The organism is Modestobacter italicus (genome assembly GCF_000306785.1).
Lineage (GTDB): Bacteria > Actinomycetota > Actinomycetes > Mycobacteriales > Geodermatophilaceae > Modestobacter > Modestobacter italicus.
This window is the reverse complement of sequence record NC_017955.1, coordinates 5,297,656-5,313,103: the sequence shown is the minus strand read 5'-3', so window position 1 is coordinate 5,313,103 and position 15,448 is coordinate 5,297,656. Positions and strand designations below refer to the sequence as shown.

The 15,448-nt window shown below is 75.3% G+C and carries 14 protein-coding genes and 1 riboswitch; of the genes, 4 read left to right on the top strand and 10 right to left on the bottom strand.

Annotation, left to right across the window (positions count from 1 at the left end):
- Positions 1-10: 10 nt before the first annotated feature.
- From MODMU_RS25245 to MODMU_RS25230, 4 genes are all read right to left on the bottom strand, one after another.
- Positions 11-1,117 (bottom strand): fatty acid desaturase family protein, encoded by a 1,107-nt coding sequence (locus MODMU_RS25245; protein ID WP_014743258.1) that lies wholly within the window; start codon positions 1,115-1,117, stop codon positions 11-13.
- Between the two features lie 154 nt (positions 1,118-1,271).
- Positions 1,272-2,390, bottom strand: a complete 1,119-nt coding sequence (gene metX / locus MODMU_RS25240) for a homoserine O-acetyltransferase MetX (RefSeq protein ID WP_051144081.1) — start codon at positions 2,388-2,390, stop codon at positions 1,272-1,274.
- A 1-nt stretch (position 2,391) separates the two neighbouring features.
- Complete coding sequence (locus MODMU_RS25235; RefSeq protein ID WP_014743256.1) at positions 2,392-3,684, bottom strand: bifunctional o-acetylhomoserine/o-acetylserine sulfhydrylase; 1,293 nt, start codon at positions 3,682-3,684, stop codon at positions 2,392-2,394.
- Between the two features lie 45 nt (positions 3,685-3,729).
- A riboswitch (SAM riboswitch) is annotated at positions 3,730-3,845 on the bottom strand.
- Between the two features lie 39 nt (positions 3,846-3,884).
- A complete protein-coding gene (locus tag MODMU_RS25230) occupies positions 3,885-4,952 on the bottom strand; it encodes a threonine aldolase family protein (protein ID WP_014743255.1) in 1,068 nt (355 codons plus the stop codon).
- Between the two features lie 51 nt (positions 4,953-5,003).
- On the opposite strand from MODMU_RS25230, the gene MODMU_RS25225 reads away from it, so the two are divergent.
- Positions 5,004-6,032: a zinc-binding dehydrogenase gene (locus MODMU_RS25225; RefSeq protein WP_014743254.1), complete on the top strand. Its 1,029-nt coding sequence runs from the start codon at positions 5,004-5,006 to the stop codon at positions 6,030-6,032.
- Positions 6,033-6,039: 7 nt separating this feature from the next.
- Here the strand turns inward: MODMU_RS25225 and MODMU_RS28835 are convergent, their stop codons facing one another.
- The gene (locus MODMU_RS28835; RefSeq protein ID WP_041795622.1) at positions 6,040-6,639 is read right to left on the bottom strand and encodes a RodZ family helix-turn-helix domain-containing protein; all 600 of its coding nucleotides are present in this window, start codon (positions 6,637-6,639) and stop codon (positions 6,040-6,042) included.
- Positions 6,636-7,535 (bottom strand): mechanosensitive ion channel family protein, encoded by a 900-nt coding sequence (locus MODMU_RS25215; protein ID WP_014743252.1) that lies wholly within the window; start codon positions 7,533-7,535, stop codon positions 6,636-6,638. Before MODMU_RS25215 ends, MODMU_RS28835 begins: the two co-directional genes overlap by 4 nt.
- A 165-nt stretch (positions 7,536-7,700) precedes the next feature.
- Between MODMU_RS25215 and MODMU_RS25210 the strand changes: the two genes are divergently transcribed.
- Entirely contained in the window at positions 7,701-9,428 is a 1,728-nt protein-coding gene (locus MODMU_RS25210) for a methyl-accepting chemotaxis protein (protein ID WP_014743251.1), read from the top strand.
- Positions 9,429-9,465: 37 nt separating this feature from the next.
- Positions 9,466-10,452: an acyl-CoA dehydrogenase family protein gene (locus tag MODMU_RS25205; RefSeq protein WP_014743250.1), complete on the top strand. Its 987-nt coding sequence runs from the start codon at positions 9,466-9,468 to the stop codon at positions 10,450-10,452.
- A gap of 42 nt (positions 10,453-10,494) precedes the next feature.
- On the opposite strand, the gene MODMU_RS25200 is transcribed toward MODMU_RS25205, so the two are convergent.
- Genes MODMU_RS25200 through MODMU_RS25185 form a run of 4 tightly spaced genes read right to left on the bottom strand, consistent with a single transcriptional unit; the run spans position 10,495 to position 14,112 of the window.
- Positions 10,495-11,313 (bottom strand): ABC transporter ATP-binding protein, encoded by an 819-nt coding sequence (locus tag MODMU_RS25200; RefSeq protein ID WP_014743249.1) that lies wholly within the window; start codon positions 11,311-11,313, stop codon positions 10,495-10,497.
- Positions 11,310-12,392: a FecCD family ABC transporter permease gene (locus MODMU_RS25195; protein ID WP_014743248.1), complete on the bottom strand. Its 1,083-nt coding sequence runs from the start codon at positions 12,390-12,392 to the stop codon at positions 11,310-11,312. The genes MODMU_RS25200 and MODMU_RS25195 overlap by 4 nt, the downstream gene beginning before the upstream one ends.
- 5 nt (positions 12,393-12,397) lie before the next feature.
- The gene (locus tag MODMU_RS25190) at positions 12,398-13,462 is read right to left on the bottom strand and encodes a FecCD family ABC transporter permease (protein WP_014743247.1); all 1,065 of its coding nucleotides are present in this window, start codon (positions 13,460-13,462) and stop codon (positions 12,398-12,400) included.
- Positions 13,463-13,500: 38 nt separating this feature from the next.
- Positions 13,501-14,112, bottom strand: a complete 612-nt coding sequence (locus MODMU_RS25185) for a TetR/AcrR family transcriptional regulator (protein WP_014743246.1) — start codon at positions 14,110-14,112, stop codon at positions 13,501-13,503.
- Between the two features lie 117 nt (positions 14,113-14,229).
- Between MODMU_RS25185 and MODMU_RS25180 the strand changes: the two genes are divergently transcribed.
- The gene (locus MODMU_RS25180) at positions 14,230-15,426 is read left to right on the top strand and encodes an acyl-CoA dehydrogenase family protein (protein WP_014743245.1); all 1,197 of its coding nucleotides are present in this window, start codon (positions 14,230-14,232) and stop codon (positions 15,424-15,426) included.
- Positions 15,427-15,448: the final 22 nt, after the last annotated feature.

Below are 15,448 nucleotides of genomic sequence, written 5' to 3'. Positions count from 1 at the left end.
CGGTCCGCCGTCAGTTGCGGGCGGACTGGACCAGCGGGCAGACGAACGGGTCGCGCTCGCCGAGACCGACCCGGTTCAGGTACCGAACGACCATCCGGTAGGACCCGACCAGCGACGTCTCGGTGTAGCTGATCCCGTGCTTCTCGCAGTGCGCGCGCACCATCGGCTGGACCTTGCGCAGGTTCGGCCGCGGCATGCTCGGGAAGAGGTGGTGCTCGATCTGGTAGTTCAGCCCGCCCATCATGAAGTCGGTCAGCAGACCGCCCCGGATGTTGCGGGACATGAGCACCTGGCGGCGCAGGAAGTCGACCTTGGCGTTCTTCGGCACGACCGGCATGCCCTTGTGGTTGGGCGCGAACGACCCGCCCAGCAGCAGGCCGAAGACCGCCTGCTGGACCAGGATGAAGCCCACCGCCAGCAGCGGCGGCATGATCAGGAAGACGGCGGCGACGAACAGTCCGAGCCGCAGCGCGATGATCGCGACCTCGAGCCGGCGGTGCGGCATCGACCTGTCCTTGATCAGCGTGGCCAGGCTGTTGGCGTGCAGCGCGGCACCCTCGAAGCACAGCAGCGGGAAGAACGCCCAGCCCTGGCGGCGGGTGAACCAGCCGCGCAGGCCGGTGGTCCGCTCGGCGGCGTCGTCCGGGGTGAAGGCGAGCACCTCCGAGACGATGTCGGGGTCCTTGCCCATCTGGTTGGGGGCGTTGTGGTGCCGGTTGTGCTTCTGCATCCACCAGCCGTAGCCGATGCCGGCGAACCCGCAGGACAGCACGCGCGCCGACCACTCGTTGACCCGGTGCGAGCCGAACGCCTGGCGGTGCGCGGTGTCGTGGCCGAGGAAGCCGAACTGGGTGCACACCAGGGAGAGCAGGACGGCCAGCGCCAGCTGCCACCACGAGTCCCCGACGGCGACGACCGCAGCCCAGACGCCGGCGAACGCGGCGACGGTCAGCGCGATCGAGACGACGTAGTACGGACGGCGGCGGTTGAGCAGCCCGGCGTCCTTGACCTGCTGCGACAGCTCGGCGTAGACGCTGACCGACCGGTCACGAGCTCGCTCGGGACGAGGTCCGCGGGCGGGGGGAGGCGTGGAGCCCTCCAGGGTGGATGCGGTCATCTGTTCTCTCTGCTGGTCCCGGGCTGCTCCGGGGTTGGCCGGCACGACCGGCGACGACGGGGGACCGCGCTACGTCAGACTGAGCACCGCGTGCGGCCGACGGTATGCGACGGGGCACCGGGCTGCCACGCGGGGCCCACCAGCCGGGACCCTCTCAGGACGGGAGCAGTTCCCGGACCAGCGCGCCGACCTCTGCGGTCTCCAGCAGGAAGCCGTCGTGGCCGTAGGGCGAGAAGATGAGCCGCAGCGGGACGCCGAGACCCTCGGCCACCTGCTGCTGCTGCACCGGCGGGTAGAGCCGGTCGGAGTCGATGCCGGCCACCACCGACCGGGCGGTGACCCGGGCCAGCGCCGCCGCCACGCCACCCCGGCCGCGGCCGACGTCCCAGCTGTTCATCGCCTCGGTCAGCACCACGTAGCTGCCGGCGTCGAACCGCGCGGCCAGCTTGGCGGCGTGGTGGTCCAGGTAGGAGGCCACGGCGAACCGGCCGTCGTCCTGCACCGTCGTCCCGAACCGCGCGTCGAGCTCCAGGCCGCTGCGGTAGGTCAGGTGGGCGATCCGCCGGGCGATGCCGAGGCCGGTCACCGGCCCGGGCCCGGGGGCGTAGTCGCCACCGGCCCAGGCCGGGTCGCTGCGCACGGCGGTCTGCTGGGTGGTCTGGGTGCCGATCTGGTCGGCGCTGGCCACCGCCCCCGAGGCGAGGAAGAACAGCCCGGCGACCCGCTCGGGCCGGGAGACCGCCCACTCCAGCGCGCGCATCCCGCCCATCGAGCCGCCGAGCACCGCCTGCCACCGGCCGATGCCCAGGGCGTCGGACAGCGCCGCCTCGACCGCCACCTGGTCGGCGATGGTGACCTCGGGGAACCGGGAGCCCCACGGGCCCCCGTCCGGCGCGGCCGACGAGGGCCCGGTCGTGCCCTGGCAGCCGCCGAGCACGTTGGCGCAGACGACGAACAGCCGGTCGGTGTCCAGCGGGGCGCCCGGGCCGATCAGCGACGGCCACCAGCCGGCCGTGGCGTGCCCGGGCCCGGCGGGGCCGACGACGTGGCTGTCGCCGGTGAGCGCGTGCTCCACCAGCACCGCGTTGCCCGCGTCGGGCGCGAGGGTCCCCCACGTCTCGTAGGCGACCCGCACCGACGGCAGGGAGCCGCCGCGCTCCAGCGCCAGGGGCCCCAGCTCCACGAACTGCCGGTCGCCCACCGGGTCGCCGGGGAGCCAGCCGCCGGTCCGGGCCCCGGGGGCAGCCGGAGCCGCCCCCCGGGGCCCGGGCACCTCAGGACCCCTTGGCGGCCCGGAAGCCGGACTCCAGGTCGGCCAGGATGTCCTCGATGCCCTCCAGGCCCACCGCCAGCCGCACCAGCCCCGGGGTGACGCCGGTGGTCAGCTGCTCGTCGGCGGTCAGCTGCGAGTGCGTCGTGGACGCCGGGTGGATGACCAGGCTGCGCACGTCGCCGATGTTGGCCACGTGGCTGTGCAGCTCCAGCCCCTCGACGAAGCGCTTGCCGGCCTCGATGCCGCCGCGGATGTCGAACGCGAGCACCGCACCGGCGCCCTTCGGCGCGTACTTCTGCTGGGCGGCGTGCCAGGGCGAGGACGCCAGGCCGGCGTAGTGCACCGACTCGACCTCGTCGTGGGACTCCAGCCACTCGGCCACCCGCTGGGCGTTGGCGACGTGCCGCTCCATCCGCAGCGACAGCGTCTCGATGCCCTGGACGACCAGCCAGGCGTTGAACGGGGAGATCGCCGGGCCGAGGTCGCGCAGCAGCTGCACCCGGGCCTTGAGCGCGTACGCCGGCGCACCGAGGTCGGCGTAGACGACGCCGTGGTACGTCGGGTCCGGGGTGGTGAAGCCGGGGAACTTCCCGCCGGTCCAGGCGAAGTTGCCGGAGTCGACGATGATCCCGGCGATCGCCGTGCCGTGCCCGCCCAGGTACTTGGTGGCGGAGTGGACCACGATGTCGGCGCCGTGCTCGATCGGCCGGATCAGGAACGGCGTGGCGATCGTGTTGTCGACGATCAGCGGGACGCCGTTGCGGTGCGCGACCTCCGACACCGCCGAGATGTCCAGGACGTCGCCCTTCGGGTTGCCGATGGTCTCGGCGTAGAAGGCCTTGGTGTTCTCCTGCACCAGCGACTGCCAGTTCTCCGGGTCGTCGGGGTCCTCGACGAAGGAGACCTGGACGCCCAGCTTGGGCAGCGAGTGGTGCAGCAGGTTGTACGTGCCGCCGTACAGCGAGGCGGAGGCGACGACGTGGCTGCCGGCCTCGGCGATGTTCAGGATCGCCAGCGTCTCGGCGGCCTGGCCGCTGGCCACCGCCAGCGCCGCGACGCCGCCCTCGAGCGAGGCCACGCGCTGCTCCAGCGCGTCCTGCGTCGGGTTCATGATCCGGGTGTAGATGTTGCCCATCTCGGCCAGCGCGAAGAGGTCCGCGGCGTGCTGGCTGTCGCGGAACTGGTAGCTGGTCGTGGCGTAGATGGGCAGCGCCCGGGCGCCGGTGGTCGGGTCGGGGGCGGCGCCGGCGTGGATCTGCCGGGTCTCGAAGCTCCAGCCGCTGGGCTCGGTCATGCGCTGAGTACCTCCTGGGTCGCCGGAGCACCCACAGCGCGGAGGGCTCCGTCCTTGCCGGACGGCGGGCGCCGTCCAGCCAGCTCTTCCCCTGGAGCACCTCAGACGGAGTTGAGGTTGCCGGGCAGCCAGCCAGGTGCTTGTCGCTGCCTCTCGTGAGCCAGGACGATCTTAGGACGACGGCCGGGCTGCTGCGCAAGTCACCCCTGGCCGCCCGCCAGCAGCCCGATGGCCGTCCGGACCTCCTCGATCGGCAGGGCCGTGGTGGCGTCGCCGACCGGCAGCTCGACCCGGACCACCCCCGGGTCGGCGGTCGGCGCCGCCCGCTCCCAGGTCCACAGCCCGCCCTCGGCCAGCGTGCGGGCCGCCGCGGCGAACCGGTCGGCGTCGGTGCGGAGCAGCAGGTGCAGCATCGGCGTCTGCGGCGGGTCCGGGACGACGGTGACGCCGGGCAGGTCCCGCACCGCGGTGGCGACCTCCCGGGCCCGCTCCAGGTAGCCGGGGAACAGCGGCAGCCGCCGGCGCAGGCAGCTCAGCGCGGAGGCCGCGCCCGGCCAGAGCCCGAACAGCGTGCCGCCCAGCCGGCGCCGCCACTCGCGGGCCTCGGCGACCACCTCGGCCGGCCCGGCCAGCGCGCTGCCGGCCAGCGCGCCGATGCCCTTGTAGAAGCTCACGTAGGTGGTGTCGAACAGCGCGGCGACCTCGGCCGGCGGGCGGCCGTACCCGGCGGCGGCCTCCCACAGCCGGGCGCCGTCCAGGTGGGCGGCGGCGCCGCGCTCGCGCGCCCAGGTCGCCTGGGCGACCAGGTCGTCCCACGGCGGGAGCTGCCCGCCCAGGTCGCGCTGCGGCAGCTCGACCAGCAGCGCCGCCGGGTGCTCGGCGACGGCGTCCAGGTCCTCGCGCAGCAGCAGCCGGTCCCGCTCGCCGGCCGGGCGGCCGACCAGCCCCTGCAGCCGCTCCAACGCCCGCCCCTCGTGCACCTCCAGGTGGCACTGCGGGTGGTAGACCACCGCCCGGCGCCCCCGGTGCTCGGCGTGCACCCGCAGCGCGGCCTGCTGCGCCATGATCCCGCTGGGCAGGTAGACCGCCGCCGGCTGGCCGAGGACGTCGGCGACCTCCTCCTCCAGCTCGGCGACCACGCCGCCGTCGCCGTAGCGGTCCACCGCGGTGTCCGGCGGGATCGTCGCGAGCAGGTCGGCAGCGGTCTGCGGGCCGTGCCCGGTCAGCGCCCGGTCGCAGGACCGGCGCAGCGCAGCGAGGTCGTCCACGCCGCCAGCCTGCCTGCCGCCCCCGCGGCGGCACCAGGCAGGCTCTGCCCCGTGCGCGCGCTGGTGTTCGAGGAGTTCGGTGGTCCCCTCACGGTCCGCTCGGTGCCGGAACCGCGGCCGGCCCCGGACGGCGTGGTCGTGCAGGTGGGCGCCAGCGGCATCTGCCGCAGCGACTGGCACGGCTGGTCCGGCCACGACCCGGACGTCGTCCTGCCGCACGTCCCCGGTCACGAGCTGGCCGGCACCGTCGCCGCGGTCGGGGAGCGGGTGCGCAGCTGGTCGGTCGGCGACCGGGTGACCGTGCCGTTCGTCTGCGCCTGCGGGCACTGCCCGCCGTGCCGCGAGGGCGCCGGTCAGGTGTGCCTCGACCAGACCCAGCCCGGCTTCACCCACTGGGGCTCGCTGGCCGAGCTGGTCGCGCTGGACGCCGCCGACGTCAACCTGGTCGCCCTGCCCGAGGGCATGCCGTTCGCCACCGCCGCCGGCCTGGGCTGCCGGTTCGCGACCGCGTTCCGCGCGGTCACCGGCGTCGGCCGGGTGGTCCCCGGCGAGTGGGTCGCCGTGCACGGCTGCGGCGGGGTGGGGCTGTCCGCCGTCCAGGTGGCGGTCGCGGCCGGCGCGCGGGTGGTCGCCGTCGACGTCTCGCCGGGCGCGCTGGAGCTGGCCGCGGCGTGCGGCGCGGAGCACCTCGTCGACGGGGCGGGCGACGTCCCGGCCGCGGTCGCCGAGCTCACCGGCGGCGGCGCGCACGTCTCCCTGGACGCCCTCGGCGCGGCCGTGACCTGCCTGAACTCCATCCGCAGCCTCCGCCGGCGCGGCCGGCACGTGCAGGTCGGGCTGCTGCCGCCGGCGGTGGGCCGACCGGAGGTGCCGATGGAGCTGGTGATCGCCGGCGAGCTGGCGGTGCTCGGCAGCCACGGCATGGCCGCCGCCGACTACCCGGCGATGCTGTCGCTGATCGAGGCCGGGCGGCTGCACCCCGAGCTGCTGGTGACCCGCCGGCTGGGGCTGGACGACGCGGGCGCGGCGCTGGCCGCGGTCGGCCGGGAGCCGGGGATCGCCGTCGTCACCTCGTTCTGAGCCGCGGTCAGCCGGTCGGCTCGGCCGACGTCGGGGCGGCCGTCGTCGCCGGTGCGCGGGTGGACGCGGGGGCGCGGCTGGTCGACGAGGGCGCCCGGCTCGTCGGCGTGCTCGTGGCGCTCGGGGTGCTCGAGCTGCGGGGGGCCTCCTCGCCCGGCTCGTCGGGGGTGGTCGACGGCGCGGTCGTCGCCTCGTCCTCGTCCGGCTCGGTCGGGGTGGCGCTGGTGCGGGGAGGCCGGGTCATCGTCGCCGTCGGTGCCGAGCTGGCCGGCGCGGAGGTGGTCGCCGGGGCGGTCGGGGCGGGGGTGGGGGCCGGCGCCGGGTCGCTGGGCACGTAGGACCGGGGCACCTGGATGGTCCGGCCGTCCGAGGTGGTCACCGGCACGGTGCTGCCCTCGTCCCGCGGCAGCGCGGTGTTGAGGCCCAGCAGCAGCACGAACAGGCAGCCGATCACCACCGTCGAGGTGCGGGCGCGGCCGACCCGGGAGGGGACGTGGTGCCACAGCCGCGCGCGGCGGGTGGCCGGCGCGGTGGTGACCGACGGCTGCTCGAGGGTGGCCTGCGGCAGCACCGTGGTGGGCTGCTCGTCCGGCGAGGGCCGGGTCATGCGCGACCCCCGCTCCGGGCCCGGTCCTCGGCCAGCGCCTCGTCCTGCACGTCGTCCTGGGCGGCGGTGGCCCGCAGCGACACGCCCTCTCGGGACAGCGCCAGCGCCACCCGGGCCCGCAGGTCGCGGCCGACCTCGAACTGCTTGCCCGGCAGCGTCCGGGCGACGATCCGCAGGTTGACCTCGTCCAGCGCCAGGCTCTCCACGCCCATCACGCTGGGCTCGTCGAGCAGCAGCCGGTGCAGCCGCTCGTCGTCGAAGGCCCGCTTGCCGACCTCGCGGAGCACCTCCTGGACCCGGTTGACGTCGGTCGTGGCCGGCACCGGGACGTCGACGACGGCGCGGGCCCAGTCGCGGGACAGGTTGACGACCTTGACGATCTGCCCGTTGGGCACGATCACGACCTCGCCGTTGACCGAGCGCAGCCGGGTGATCCGCAGGTTCACGTCCTCGACGGTGCCCTCGGCGGGGTCGCCACCGCCCACCACCTGGATGGCCACGACGTCACCGAAGCCGTACTGCCGCTCGGTGATGAGGAAGAAGCCGGCGAGCACGTCGCCGACGACCCGCTGCGCGCCGAAGCCGAGCCCCACGCCCAGGACGGTGGCGGGCGCTACCAGGCCGGTGACCGGGACGCCGAGGCGCTCGAGCACGAAGAAGATGGTGACCGACCAGATCATCACGATGGCCGCCCAGGTCAGCACCTGGGTCAGCGAGTGCCGGTGCTTGGCCGCCTCGGAGCGCACCAGCGCGTCCGAGCCGGTCGCGTGGGCGTCGATCCGGTCGGTGATCCGCCCGCCGAGCCAGCTCACGAACCGGGCGAGCAGCACCGCCCCGAGGATGATCAGGAGCGCGTCGAGGCCCGGCCCGCGGAGCCAGTCGAGGATGTCGTCCATCGCCGTCCAGTGTGCCCGGCGGACCGCGGGCGCCCGCGCCGGGCTCGTCGTGGTGCGCGTGGGGCGGGAGGTGCCGGCCGCGCGGCCCCGGCTCCACATCGTCCGCGGGCTGCCGATGGGGGATCCGAGAACCGCCAGTTCTCGCCCACCCTGAGGAGCCCGACGATGACCCGTGACCAGTCCTCCCCTGCGACGGGCGACGCCGAGCGCACCGGCTCCGGGCTCCGCTGGGCCGCCGACCGCCCGGTCGCGGTGAAGATCGGTGCCACGGTCGGGGTGCTCGGACTGGTCGCCGTCGGGCTCACCTCGCTGGCGACCGAGCGGATGGGCGACCTCAGTGACCAGCAGGAGACCCTGTACGCCGAGAGCGTCGAACCGCTGACCGAGCTGAGCGGCATCCAGCGCTCCTTCCAGGGCGACCGGGCCCGCTACATCACCTACCCGCAGGTCGACGCCGCCGGCCGGCAGGCCCTCCTCACCGAGCTGGCCGAGCGGAAGGACGAGCTGCAGCAGAAGCTGGACGTCTACGAGCCGCTGGCCACCTCGCCGGCCGCCTTCGCGACCCTGACCGGTGACCTGGACGCCTGGTACGCCGTGGCCACCACGCAGCTGGTCCCCGCCGCCGACGCGGCGAGCGCCGCCGACGCCGCGGCCGCCGCGGCGATGGCCGGCACGGCGCGGAACGCGCTGGCCACCGCCGCCGGCGCGAGCGCCACCGCTGCCCAGGCCGATGCCGTCGTCGGCGGGGTCCTCACCGGGGCGCTGCAGGACGCGACCGACGTGCTGATGGACGGCCTGCAGGTCGAGCTCGACGGGCAGACCGCCGACGCCGCCGAGGTCAACGCCGCCGGCGCTGCCGACGCCGCCGGCGCGACCCGGCTGCTGTGGATCGTGCTCGCGCTGAGCCTGCTGGTGGCCGGCGGGCTCGCGGTCTGGGTGATCCGGCAGATCACCGGGACGGTCGCGAGCGTCGGCCGCACCGTCGAGGCCATGGCCCGCGGCGACCTCACCGTCGCCCCCGAGGTGCGCTCCGCCGACGAGCTCGGCCGGATGGCCGCCTCGCTGGGCCGGGCCCAGGCGCACCTGCGCACCGTGCTGGCCGGCGTCGCCGCCTCCTCGGACGCCGTGGCCGCCGCGTCGGAGGAGCTGTCGGCGTCCTCGGCGCAGATCTCGGCCTCGGCGGAGGAGACCTCGGCGCAGTCCGGGGTGGTCTCGGCGGCCGCGGAGGAGGTGTCCCGCAACGTGGCCACGGTCGCTGCGGGCGCGGAGCAGATGGGGGCCTCGATCCGGGAGATCTCGCAGAACGCGAACGAGGCGGCCCGGGTGGCGGCGCAGGCCGTGGGTGAGGCGGAGGCGACCACCGCGACGATCACGCAGCTGGGCACGTCGTCGCAGGAGATCGGCGCGGTGGTCAAGACCATCACCTCGATCGCGGAGCAGACCAACCTGCTGGCGCTCAACGCGACCATCGAGGCCGCGCGGGCCGGCGAGGCGGGCAAGGGCTTCGCGGTCGTGGCCAACGAGGTCAAGGAGCTGGCGCAGGAGACGGCGCGGGCGACGGAGGACATCGCGCGGCGGGTGGAGGCGATCCAGGGTGACACCTCGGGTGCGGTGTCGGCGATCGGGCGGATCTCGGAGATCATCGGGTCGATCAACGACTACCAGCTGACCATCGCCAGTGCGGTGGAGGAGCAGACCGCGACGACGAACGAGATGTCGCGGTCGGTGCAGGAGGCTGCGGGCGGGTCGACCGAGATCGCCACGAACATCACCGGGGTGTCGACGGCGGCGTCCTCGACCACGCAGGCGCTGGGGCAGACCCGGCAGGCCGTGGACGAGCTCTCCCGGATGGCCTCCGACCTCCGCTCCGCCGTCGGCGCCTTCACGTACTGAGCGGACCCCGCTGCGATCCCCCGGGCACCATGAGGGCGTGACCGACGCCGTCGCCGTTGCCCGGGGCCTCGCCGAGGAGCTGCTGTTCCCCGCCGCGGCTGCGGTGGACGCGGCGGGGGCGGTGCCGCGGGCGCACCTGGACGCGCTCGCGGACGCCGGTCTCTACGGCCTGACCGGTCCACGGGACGCCGGGGGGCTGGCCGCCGACCCGGCGACCGTGGCCGCGGTCATCGAGGAGCTTGCCTCCGGCGACCTGTCCACGGCGTTCGTCTGGCTGCAGCACCTCGGTCTGGTCGGCGCGCTCACCGACGGTCCGGCAGAGCTGCGGGCCGGGTACCTGGCCGACCTGTGCGCCGGCCGGGTCCGCGCCGGGATCGCGCTGCAGGCCGCGCTGCGCCCCGGCCCGCCCGCGGTCACCGTGCGGCGGACCGGGGACGAGCTGGTGCTGGACGGCGCCGTCCCGTGGGTGACCGGCTGGGGGCACGTCGACGTGCTGCTGGTCGCCGCCCGGGACGACGCCGACGACGTCCGGTTCGTGCTGGTCGACGCGGCGCCGTCCCGGACGCTGACCGCGGTGCCGCAGCGGATGGTCGCGGTGTCCGCCAGCGCGACCGTCGAGCTGCGGCTGTCCGCGCACCGGGTGCCGGTCGCCCGGCTGGTCGGCACGGTGCCGCTGGCCGCCATCCGGGCCGGCGACGCGGCCGGGCTGCGGCCCAACGGCTCGCTGGCGCTCGGGCTGGTCACCCGCTGCGCGCGGCTGCTGGGGCCCTCGCCGCTCGACGAGGAGCTGGCCCGGGCGCGCACCCGGCTCGACGAGGCGGGTCCCGAGCAGCTGCCCGCGGCCCGCGCGGCCGCGTCGGCGCTGGCCCACCGGGCCTCGGGCCTGCTCGTCGCGGCGACCGGCAGCAGCGCCGTGCTGGTCGGCGCGCACGCCGAGCGGCTGGCCCGCGAGGCGCTGTTCCTGCTGGTCTTCGGCACCCGACCGGCGATCAAGGCCGCGCTCGTCGCCGAGCTGGGCGGCTGAGCGGAGTCCCAGCGCATCACCTCCCGAGCGCTGGGACTCCGCTCAGCGCAGCCGGCGGACCGGGACGACCATCGGGGTGCCGGTGACCGGGTCGGGCACCACCCGTGCCTCCAGCTCGAACACCTCGGCGAGCAGCTGCTCGGTGAGCACCTCCTCGGGCGTGCCGGAGGCGACCAGCACGCCGTCCTTCATCGCCACCAACCGCTCGGCGTAGCGGGCGGCCAGGTTGAGGTCGTGCAGGACGACGACGACGGTCCGGCCGCGCTCGGCGTGCAGCCGGCCGACCAGCTCCAGCACGTCGACCTGGTGGGCGAGGTCGAGGTAGGTGGTCGGCTCGTCGAGCAGCAGCAGGTCGGTGCCCTGGGCGAGGGCCATCGAGATCCAGGCGCGCTGCCGCTGCCCGCCGGAGAGCGCGTCGACCGGGGAGTCGGCGAGGTCGGCCATGTCGGTCCAGCTCAGCGCCTCGGTGACGACGGCCTCGTCGTCGGAGGACCACTGCCGCAGCCAGCTCTGGTGCGGGTGCCGGCCGCGCGCGACCAGGTCGGCGACGGTGAGCCCCTCGGGTGCCAGCGGCGTCTGCGGCAGCAGGCCCAGGACCTTGGCGACCTCCTTGGTCGGCGTCGAGGTGATCGCCCGGCCGTCCAGCAGCACCGAGCCGGCGGTGGGGCGCAGCAGCCGGCCGAGCGCGCGGAGCAGGGTGGACTTGCCGCAGCCGTTGGGGCCGACGATCGCGGTGAACGACCCGTCGGTGAGCTGCAGGTCCAGGTCGGCGACCACGACCTTGTCGCCGTAGGCCAGCCGGACGCCGTCGGCGGCCAGCCGTACCGCGGTCGTCGTCGAGGTGCTGTCGAGAGCGGTCACAGGGTGGATCGCCGCCTTCCGCGGACCAGGAGCCAGAGCAGGTAGGGGGCGCCGACGACGGACGTGACCACGCCGACCGGGAACGAGTCGGGCAGCACCGTGCGGGCCACCAGGTCGCTGCCCACGACCAGCAGCGCGCCCAGCAGCCCGGCGGCCAGCAGCGGCGGCCGGGAGCCACCGGTCAGCCGGACGGCGATCTGCGGGACGACGAGCGCGACGAACTGGATCGGCCCGGCCGCGGACACCGCGAAGGCGGCCAGCGCGACCGCGACCACCACGGTGACCGCCTGCGCCAGCGGCACCCGCACGCCCAGCCCGCGGGCGGTGTCGTCGCCGAACTGCAGCGCGCCGAGCACCCGGCTCAGCGCCAGCGAGACCGGCAGCAGGACCAGCAGCGCGACGGCCAGCGGCAGCGCCTGGTCCCACCCGCGGCCGTTGAGCGAGCCGGTGATCCAGACGTTGGCGACCGCGGCGTCCTGGATCGTGCTGCGGGTGAGCAGGTAGCGGACCACCGCCAGCGCCATCGCGGACAGCCCGATGCCGACCAGCACCAGCCGGTAGCCGTCGAGTCCCTGGTTCCAGGCCAGGCCGAACACCAGCAGCGCCATCAGCAGGCCACCGGCCAGGGCGGCGGCGGGCAGGCCGAGCCCGCCGAGCAGCCGGCTGGCCGTCGTCGTCCCGCCCAGCACGATCACCGCGACCGCGCCCACCGCGGCACCGCCGGTGACGCCCAGGATGTCCGGGCTGGCCAGCGGGTTGCGGGCGAAGGTCTGGATGAGCGCGCCGGAGATGCCCAGCGCGACCCCGACCAGCACGGCGACGGCGATCCGGGGCGCCCGCAGCTCGAGCACGATGAAATGCTGGGTGTCGTCGCCCGCGCCGACGAGCACCCGCAGCACGTCGACCACGCTGATCGGGTAGTCGCCGCGGCCGAGGCTGACGGCGGCGGCCAGCACGAGCACCACGAGGACGAGCAGCGGGACGGCGAGCTGGCGGCGCCGGTAGACCGTCGAGAATCGGCCGACCCGGAGCGTGCGCCGCGGGTCCGGCCGGGCCGCGGGAGCGCGCGTGGGCGCCACCGCGGTCACAGCGCGGCCAGCTTGCGGCGGCGGACCAGGGCGATGAAGAAGGGTGCACCCACGACGGCGAGCACGATGCCGACCTGCAGCTCGCCGGGGCGGGCGACCACCCGGCCGAGCACGTCGGCGAGCAGCAGGAACACCACTCCGAGCAGGGCGGAGTACGGGACCAGCCAGCGGTGGTCGGGCCCGGTGACGGCCCGCGCCACGTGCGGCACGACCAGCCCGACGAAGGCGATCGGGCCGCAGCCGGCGGTGGCCGCGCCGGTGAGCAGGGTGATGGCCAGCAGACCGGTCCCGCGGGCGAGCCAGATCCGGGTGCCCAGCCCGCGGGCGACGTCCTCACCGAGGCCGAGCAGGTTCAGGGCGGGGGCGTTGACCATGGCCAGCACCAGGCCGAGGACGACGAACGGCGCGATCTGGGCGACGACGTCGGCGTCCCGGCCGGCGAGCGCGCCCACGACCCAGAACCGGAAGGCGTCCAGCGCGGTCGTCTCGCGGATGGTGATCGCCTGGACCAGGGCGTAGAGCAGGAAGCTCAGCGACGACCCGGCCAGGGCCAGGCTGACCGGCGTCGCGCCGCCGCGGCCGGAGGAGCCGATCAGGTACACCGCGACGCTGCCGAGCAGCGCGCCGGCGAAGGCGAACCAGATGTAGCCCGACGCGGTGGAGACGCCGAACAGCCAGATGGAGAGCACCACGGCGAACGAGGCGCCGGCGGTCACGCCGAGCAGGCCCGGGTCGCCGAGCGGGTTGCGGGTGTGGCCCTGCATGAGGGCGCCGGCGACGCCCAGGCTCAGCCCGGCGAGCAGGCCGAGGAGGGTGCGGGGCACCCGGAGCTGGCGGACGATGACCGTCTCGTCGCCCGGCGTGCTGCCGTCGAGGAGGGCGTGCCAGACCGTGCCGAGGCCGATCGAGCGGGTGCCGACGGCGATGCTCAGCGCGCAGACCGCGACGGTGAGGGCCAGCAGCAGCCAGAGCCCGAGCGTGCGGGACGCGGCGCCGCGCAGCAGCCCGCCGCGGGGGGCGCGGGCCTCCGCCGGGGGCCGGGTGGCCGTGCTCTGCGCCACGTGCGGCTCCTGGGGACGGCGGGCAGGTGAGGCTCACCTTACCCAGCCGGCGCGCGGTCTCCCCGTGGGGCGGTGCCGGCGACGACGAGGTCGGCGAGCTCCCGGTAGGCGGCGGCGTCGTCCAGGCCGGTGACCGCGGTGATCTCGCCGCGGTGGATGGCGGCCATCACGGCGGCGACCGCAGCGCCGACGAACGAGGCGTGCACCGGGCGGATGGTCCCCGCGGCGACGCCGTCGGTGACCATCCGCTGCACCCGCGCCGCGGCCGAGCGGGTGTTGCGCTCGTAGATCTCCCGGGCCGGCGCGAACGCGGCGACGTCGGCGAAGAACGCGGGGGAGGCCGGCTGCAGCCGCTCGGCGACGGCCAGCAGGTAGGCGCTGAGCTGCTCGCGGTGGTCGACCGGGACGGCGGCCCGCTCCTCCACGGCGACGGTCGCCCGCTGGAAGAAGCGCTTGACCACGGCGACGACCAGCTGCTCCTTGCTCGCCGCCAGGCCGTAGAGGGTGCTCTTCGAGCAGTGCAGCCGCCGGGCGAGGTCGTCGAGGGTGAACGCGCCGAACCCCTCGGCCAGCACCAGCGCGACCAGCTCGTCGAGGAGCTCCTCGCGGCGCGCCTGGGTGCGGGTGGACCGCGTGTCCAGCGACGTCATCCGGCCTCCTCGTGGGTACCGGACAGTAACAAGGCACGCGGTCGGAGTACTGCGTACAGTCCCTGAGTACTGACACGAGTCCGGGACGGCGTCGTCCCGGAGCCCCGGAGGTGCGTTGTGCCCGTCTCTCGCCTGGTCCCCTCGCAGGAGGCGGCCGACCTGCTCGACCTCACCCGGCAGCTGGCCCGCGACGAGCTCGCGCCACGCGTCGTGCAGGCCGAGGCCGACGAGGCCTTCCCGCGCGACGTGTTCCGCACGCTGGGGCGGGCCGGGCTGCTCGGCCTGCCGTACGGCGAGGACGTCGGCGGCGGCGGGCAACCCTACGAGGTCTACCTGCAGGTGCTGGAGGAGCTCGCCGCGGTGTGGGCCAGCGTCGGGGTGGGCGTGAGCGTGCACGGGCTGTCCTGCTTCGGGCTGGCCACCCGCGGCACGCCCGAGCAGCAGCAGCGCTGGCTGCCGGACATGCTCGGCGGCGAGCTGCTCGGCGCCTACTGCCTCTCCGAGCCGCACGCCGGCTCCGACCCGGCGGCGATGCGCGCCCGCGCGGTCCGCGACGGCGACTCCTACGTGCTCACCGGCGACAAGGCCTGGACGACGCACGGCGGGCAGGCCGACTTCTACAAGGTCATGGCGCGCACCTCCGACGACCGGTCGCGCGGCATCTCCTGCTTCCTGGTGCCGGCCGACGCCGCCGGGCTCTCCGCGGACCCGGCCGAGCGGAAGATGGGGCTGACCGGCTCGACCACGGCGACCATGCGCTTCGAGGGCGTGCGCATCGACGCCGACCGGCTGCTGGGTGCCGAGGGCGAGGGGCTGCCGATCGCGCTGTCCGGGCTGGACGCCGGGCGGCTGGGCATCGCCGCGGTCGCCACCGGGCTGGCCCAGGGCGCGCTGGACGACGCGGTGGCCTACGCCCGGGAGCGGGAGACCTTCGGCGTCCCGATCATCGAGCACCAGGGGCTGGGCTTCCTGCTCGCCGACATGGCGGCCGCGGTGGAGACCTCCCGGGCAATGTACCTGGCCGCCGCCCGGCTGCGCGACGCCGGTCAGCCCTACGGCCGGCAGGCGTCCATCGCCAAGCTGGTGGCGACCGACAACGCGATGAAGGTGACCACCGACGCCGTCCAGGTCTTCGGCGGGTACGGCTACACCCGCGACTTCCCGGTGGAGCGGTACATGCGCGAGGCGAAGGTCATGCAGATCTTCGAAGGCACCAACCAGATCCAGCGGATGGTGATCAGCCGGGCGCTGGCCAAGGGCGGCACCGACCGGACGACGGTCGCCGGCGGCTCCGGCTTCGCCCTCGCCCGCTGACGACGGGGTCCCCTGGTGGCGC

What these genes read in the sequence shown, in the direction of transcription:
- MODMU_RS25245 (WP_014743258.1), bottom strand. Translation starts at nt 1,117, where the DNA reads ATGACCGCATCCACCCTGGAGGGCTCCACGCCTCCCCCCGCCCGCGGA.
- MODMU_RS25235 (WP_014743256.1), bottom strand. Translation starts at nt 3,684, where the DNA reads ATGACCGAGCCCAGCGGCTGGAGCTTCGAGACCCGGCAGATCCACGCC.
- MODMU_RS28835 (WP_041795622.1), bottom strand. Translation starts at nt 6,639, where the DNA reads ATGACCCGGCCCTCGCCGGACGAGCAGCCCACCACGGTGCTGCCGCAG.
- MODMU_RS25185 (WP_014743246.1), bottom strand. Translation starts at nt 14,112, where the DNA reads ATGACGTCGCTGGACACGCGGTCCACCCGCACCCAGGCGCGCCGCGAG.
- MODMU_RS25210 (WP_014743251.1), top strand. Translation starts at nt 7,701, where the DNA reads ATGACCCGTGACCAGTCCTCCCCTGCGACGGGCGACGCCGAGCGCACC.
- MODMU_RS25215 (WP_014743252.1), bottom strand. Translation starts at nt 7,535, where the DNA reads ATGGACGACATCCTCGACTGGCTCCGCGGGCCGGGCCTCGACGCGCTC.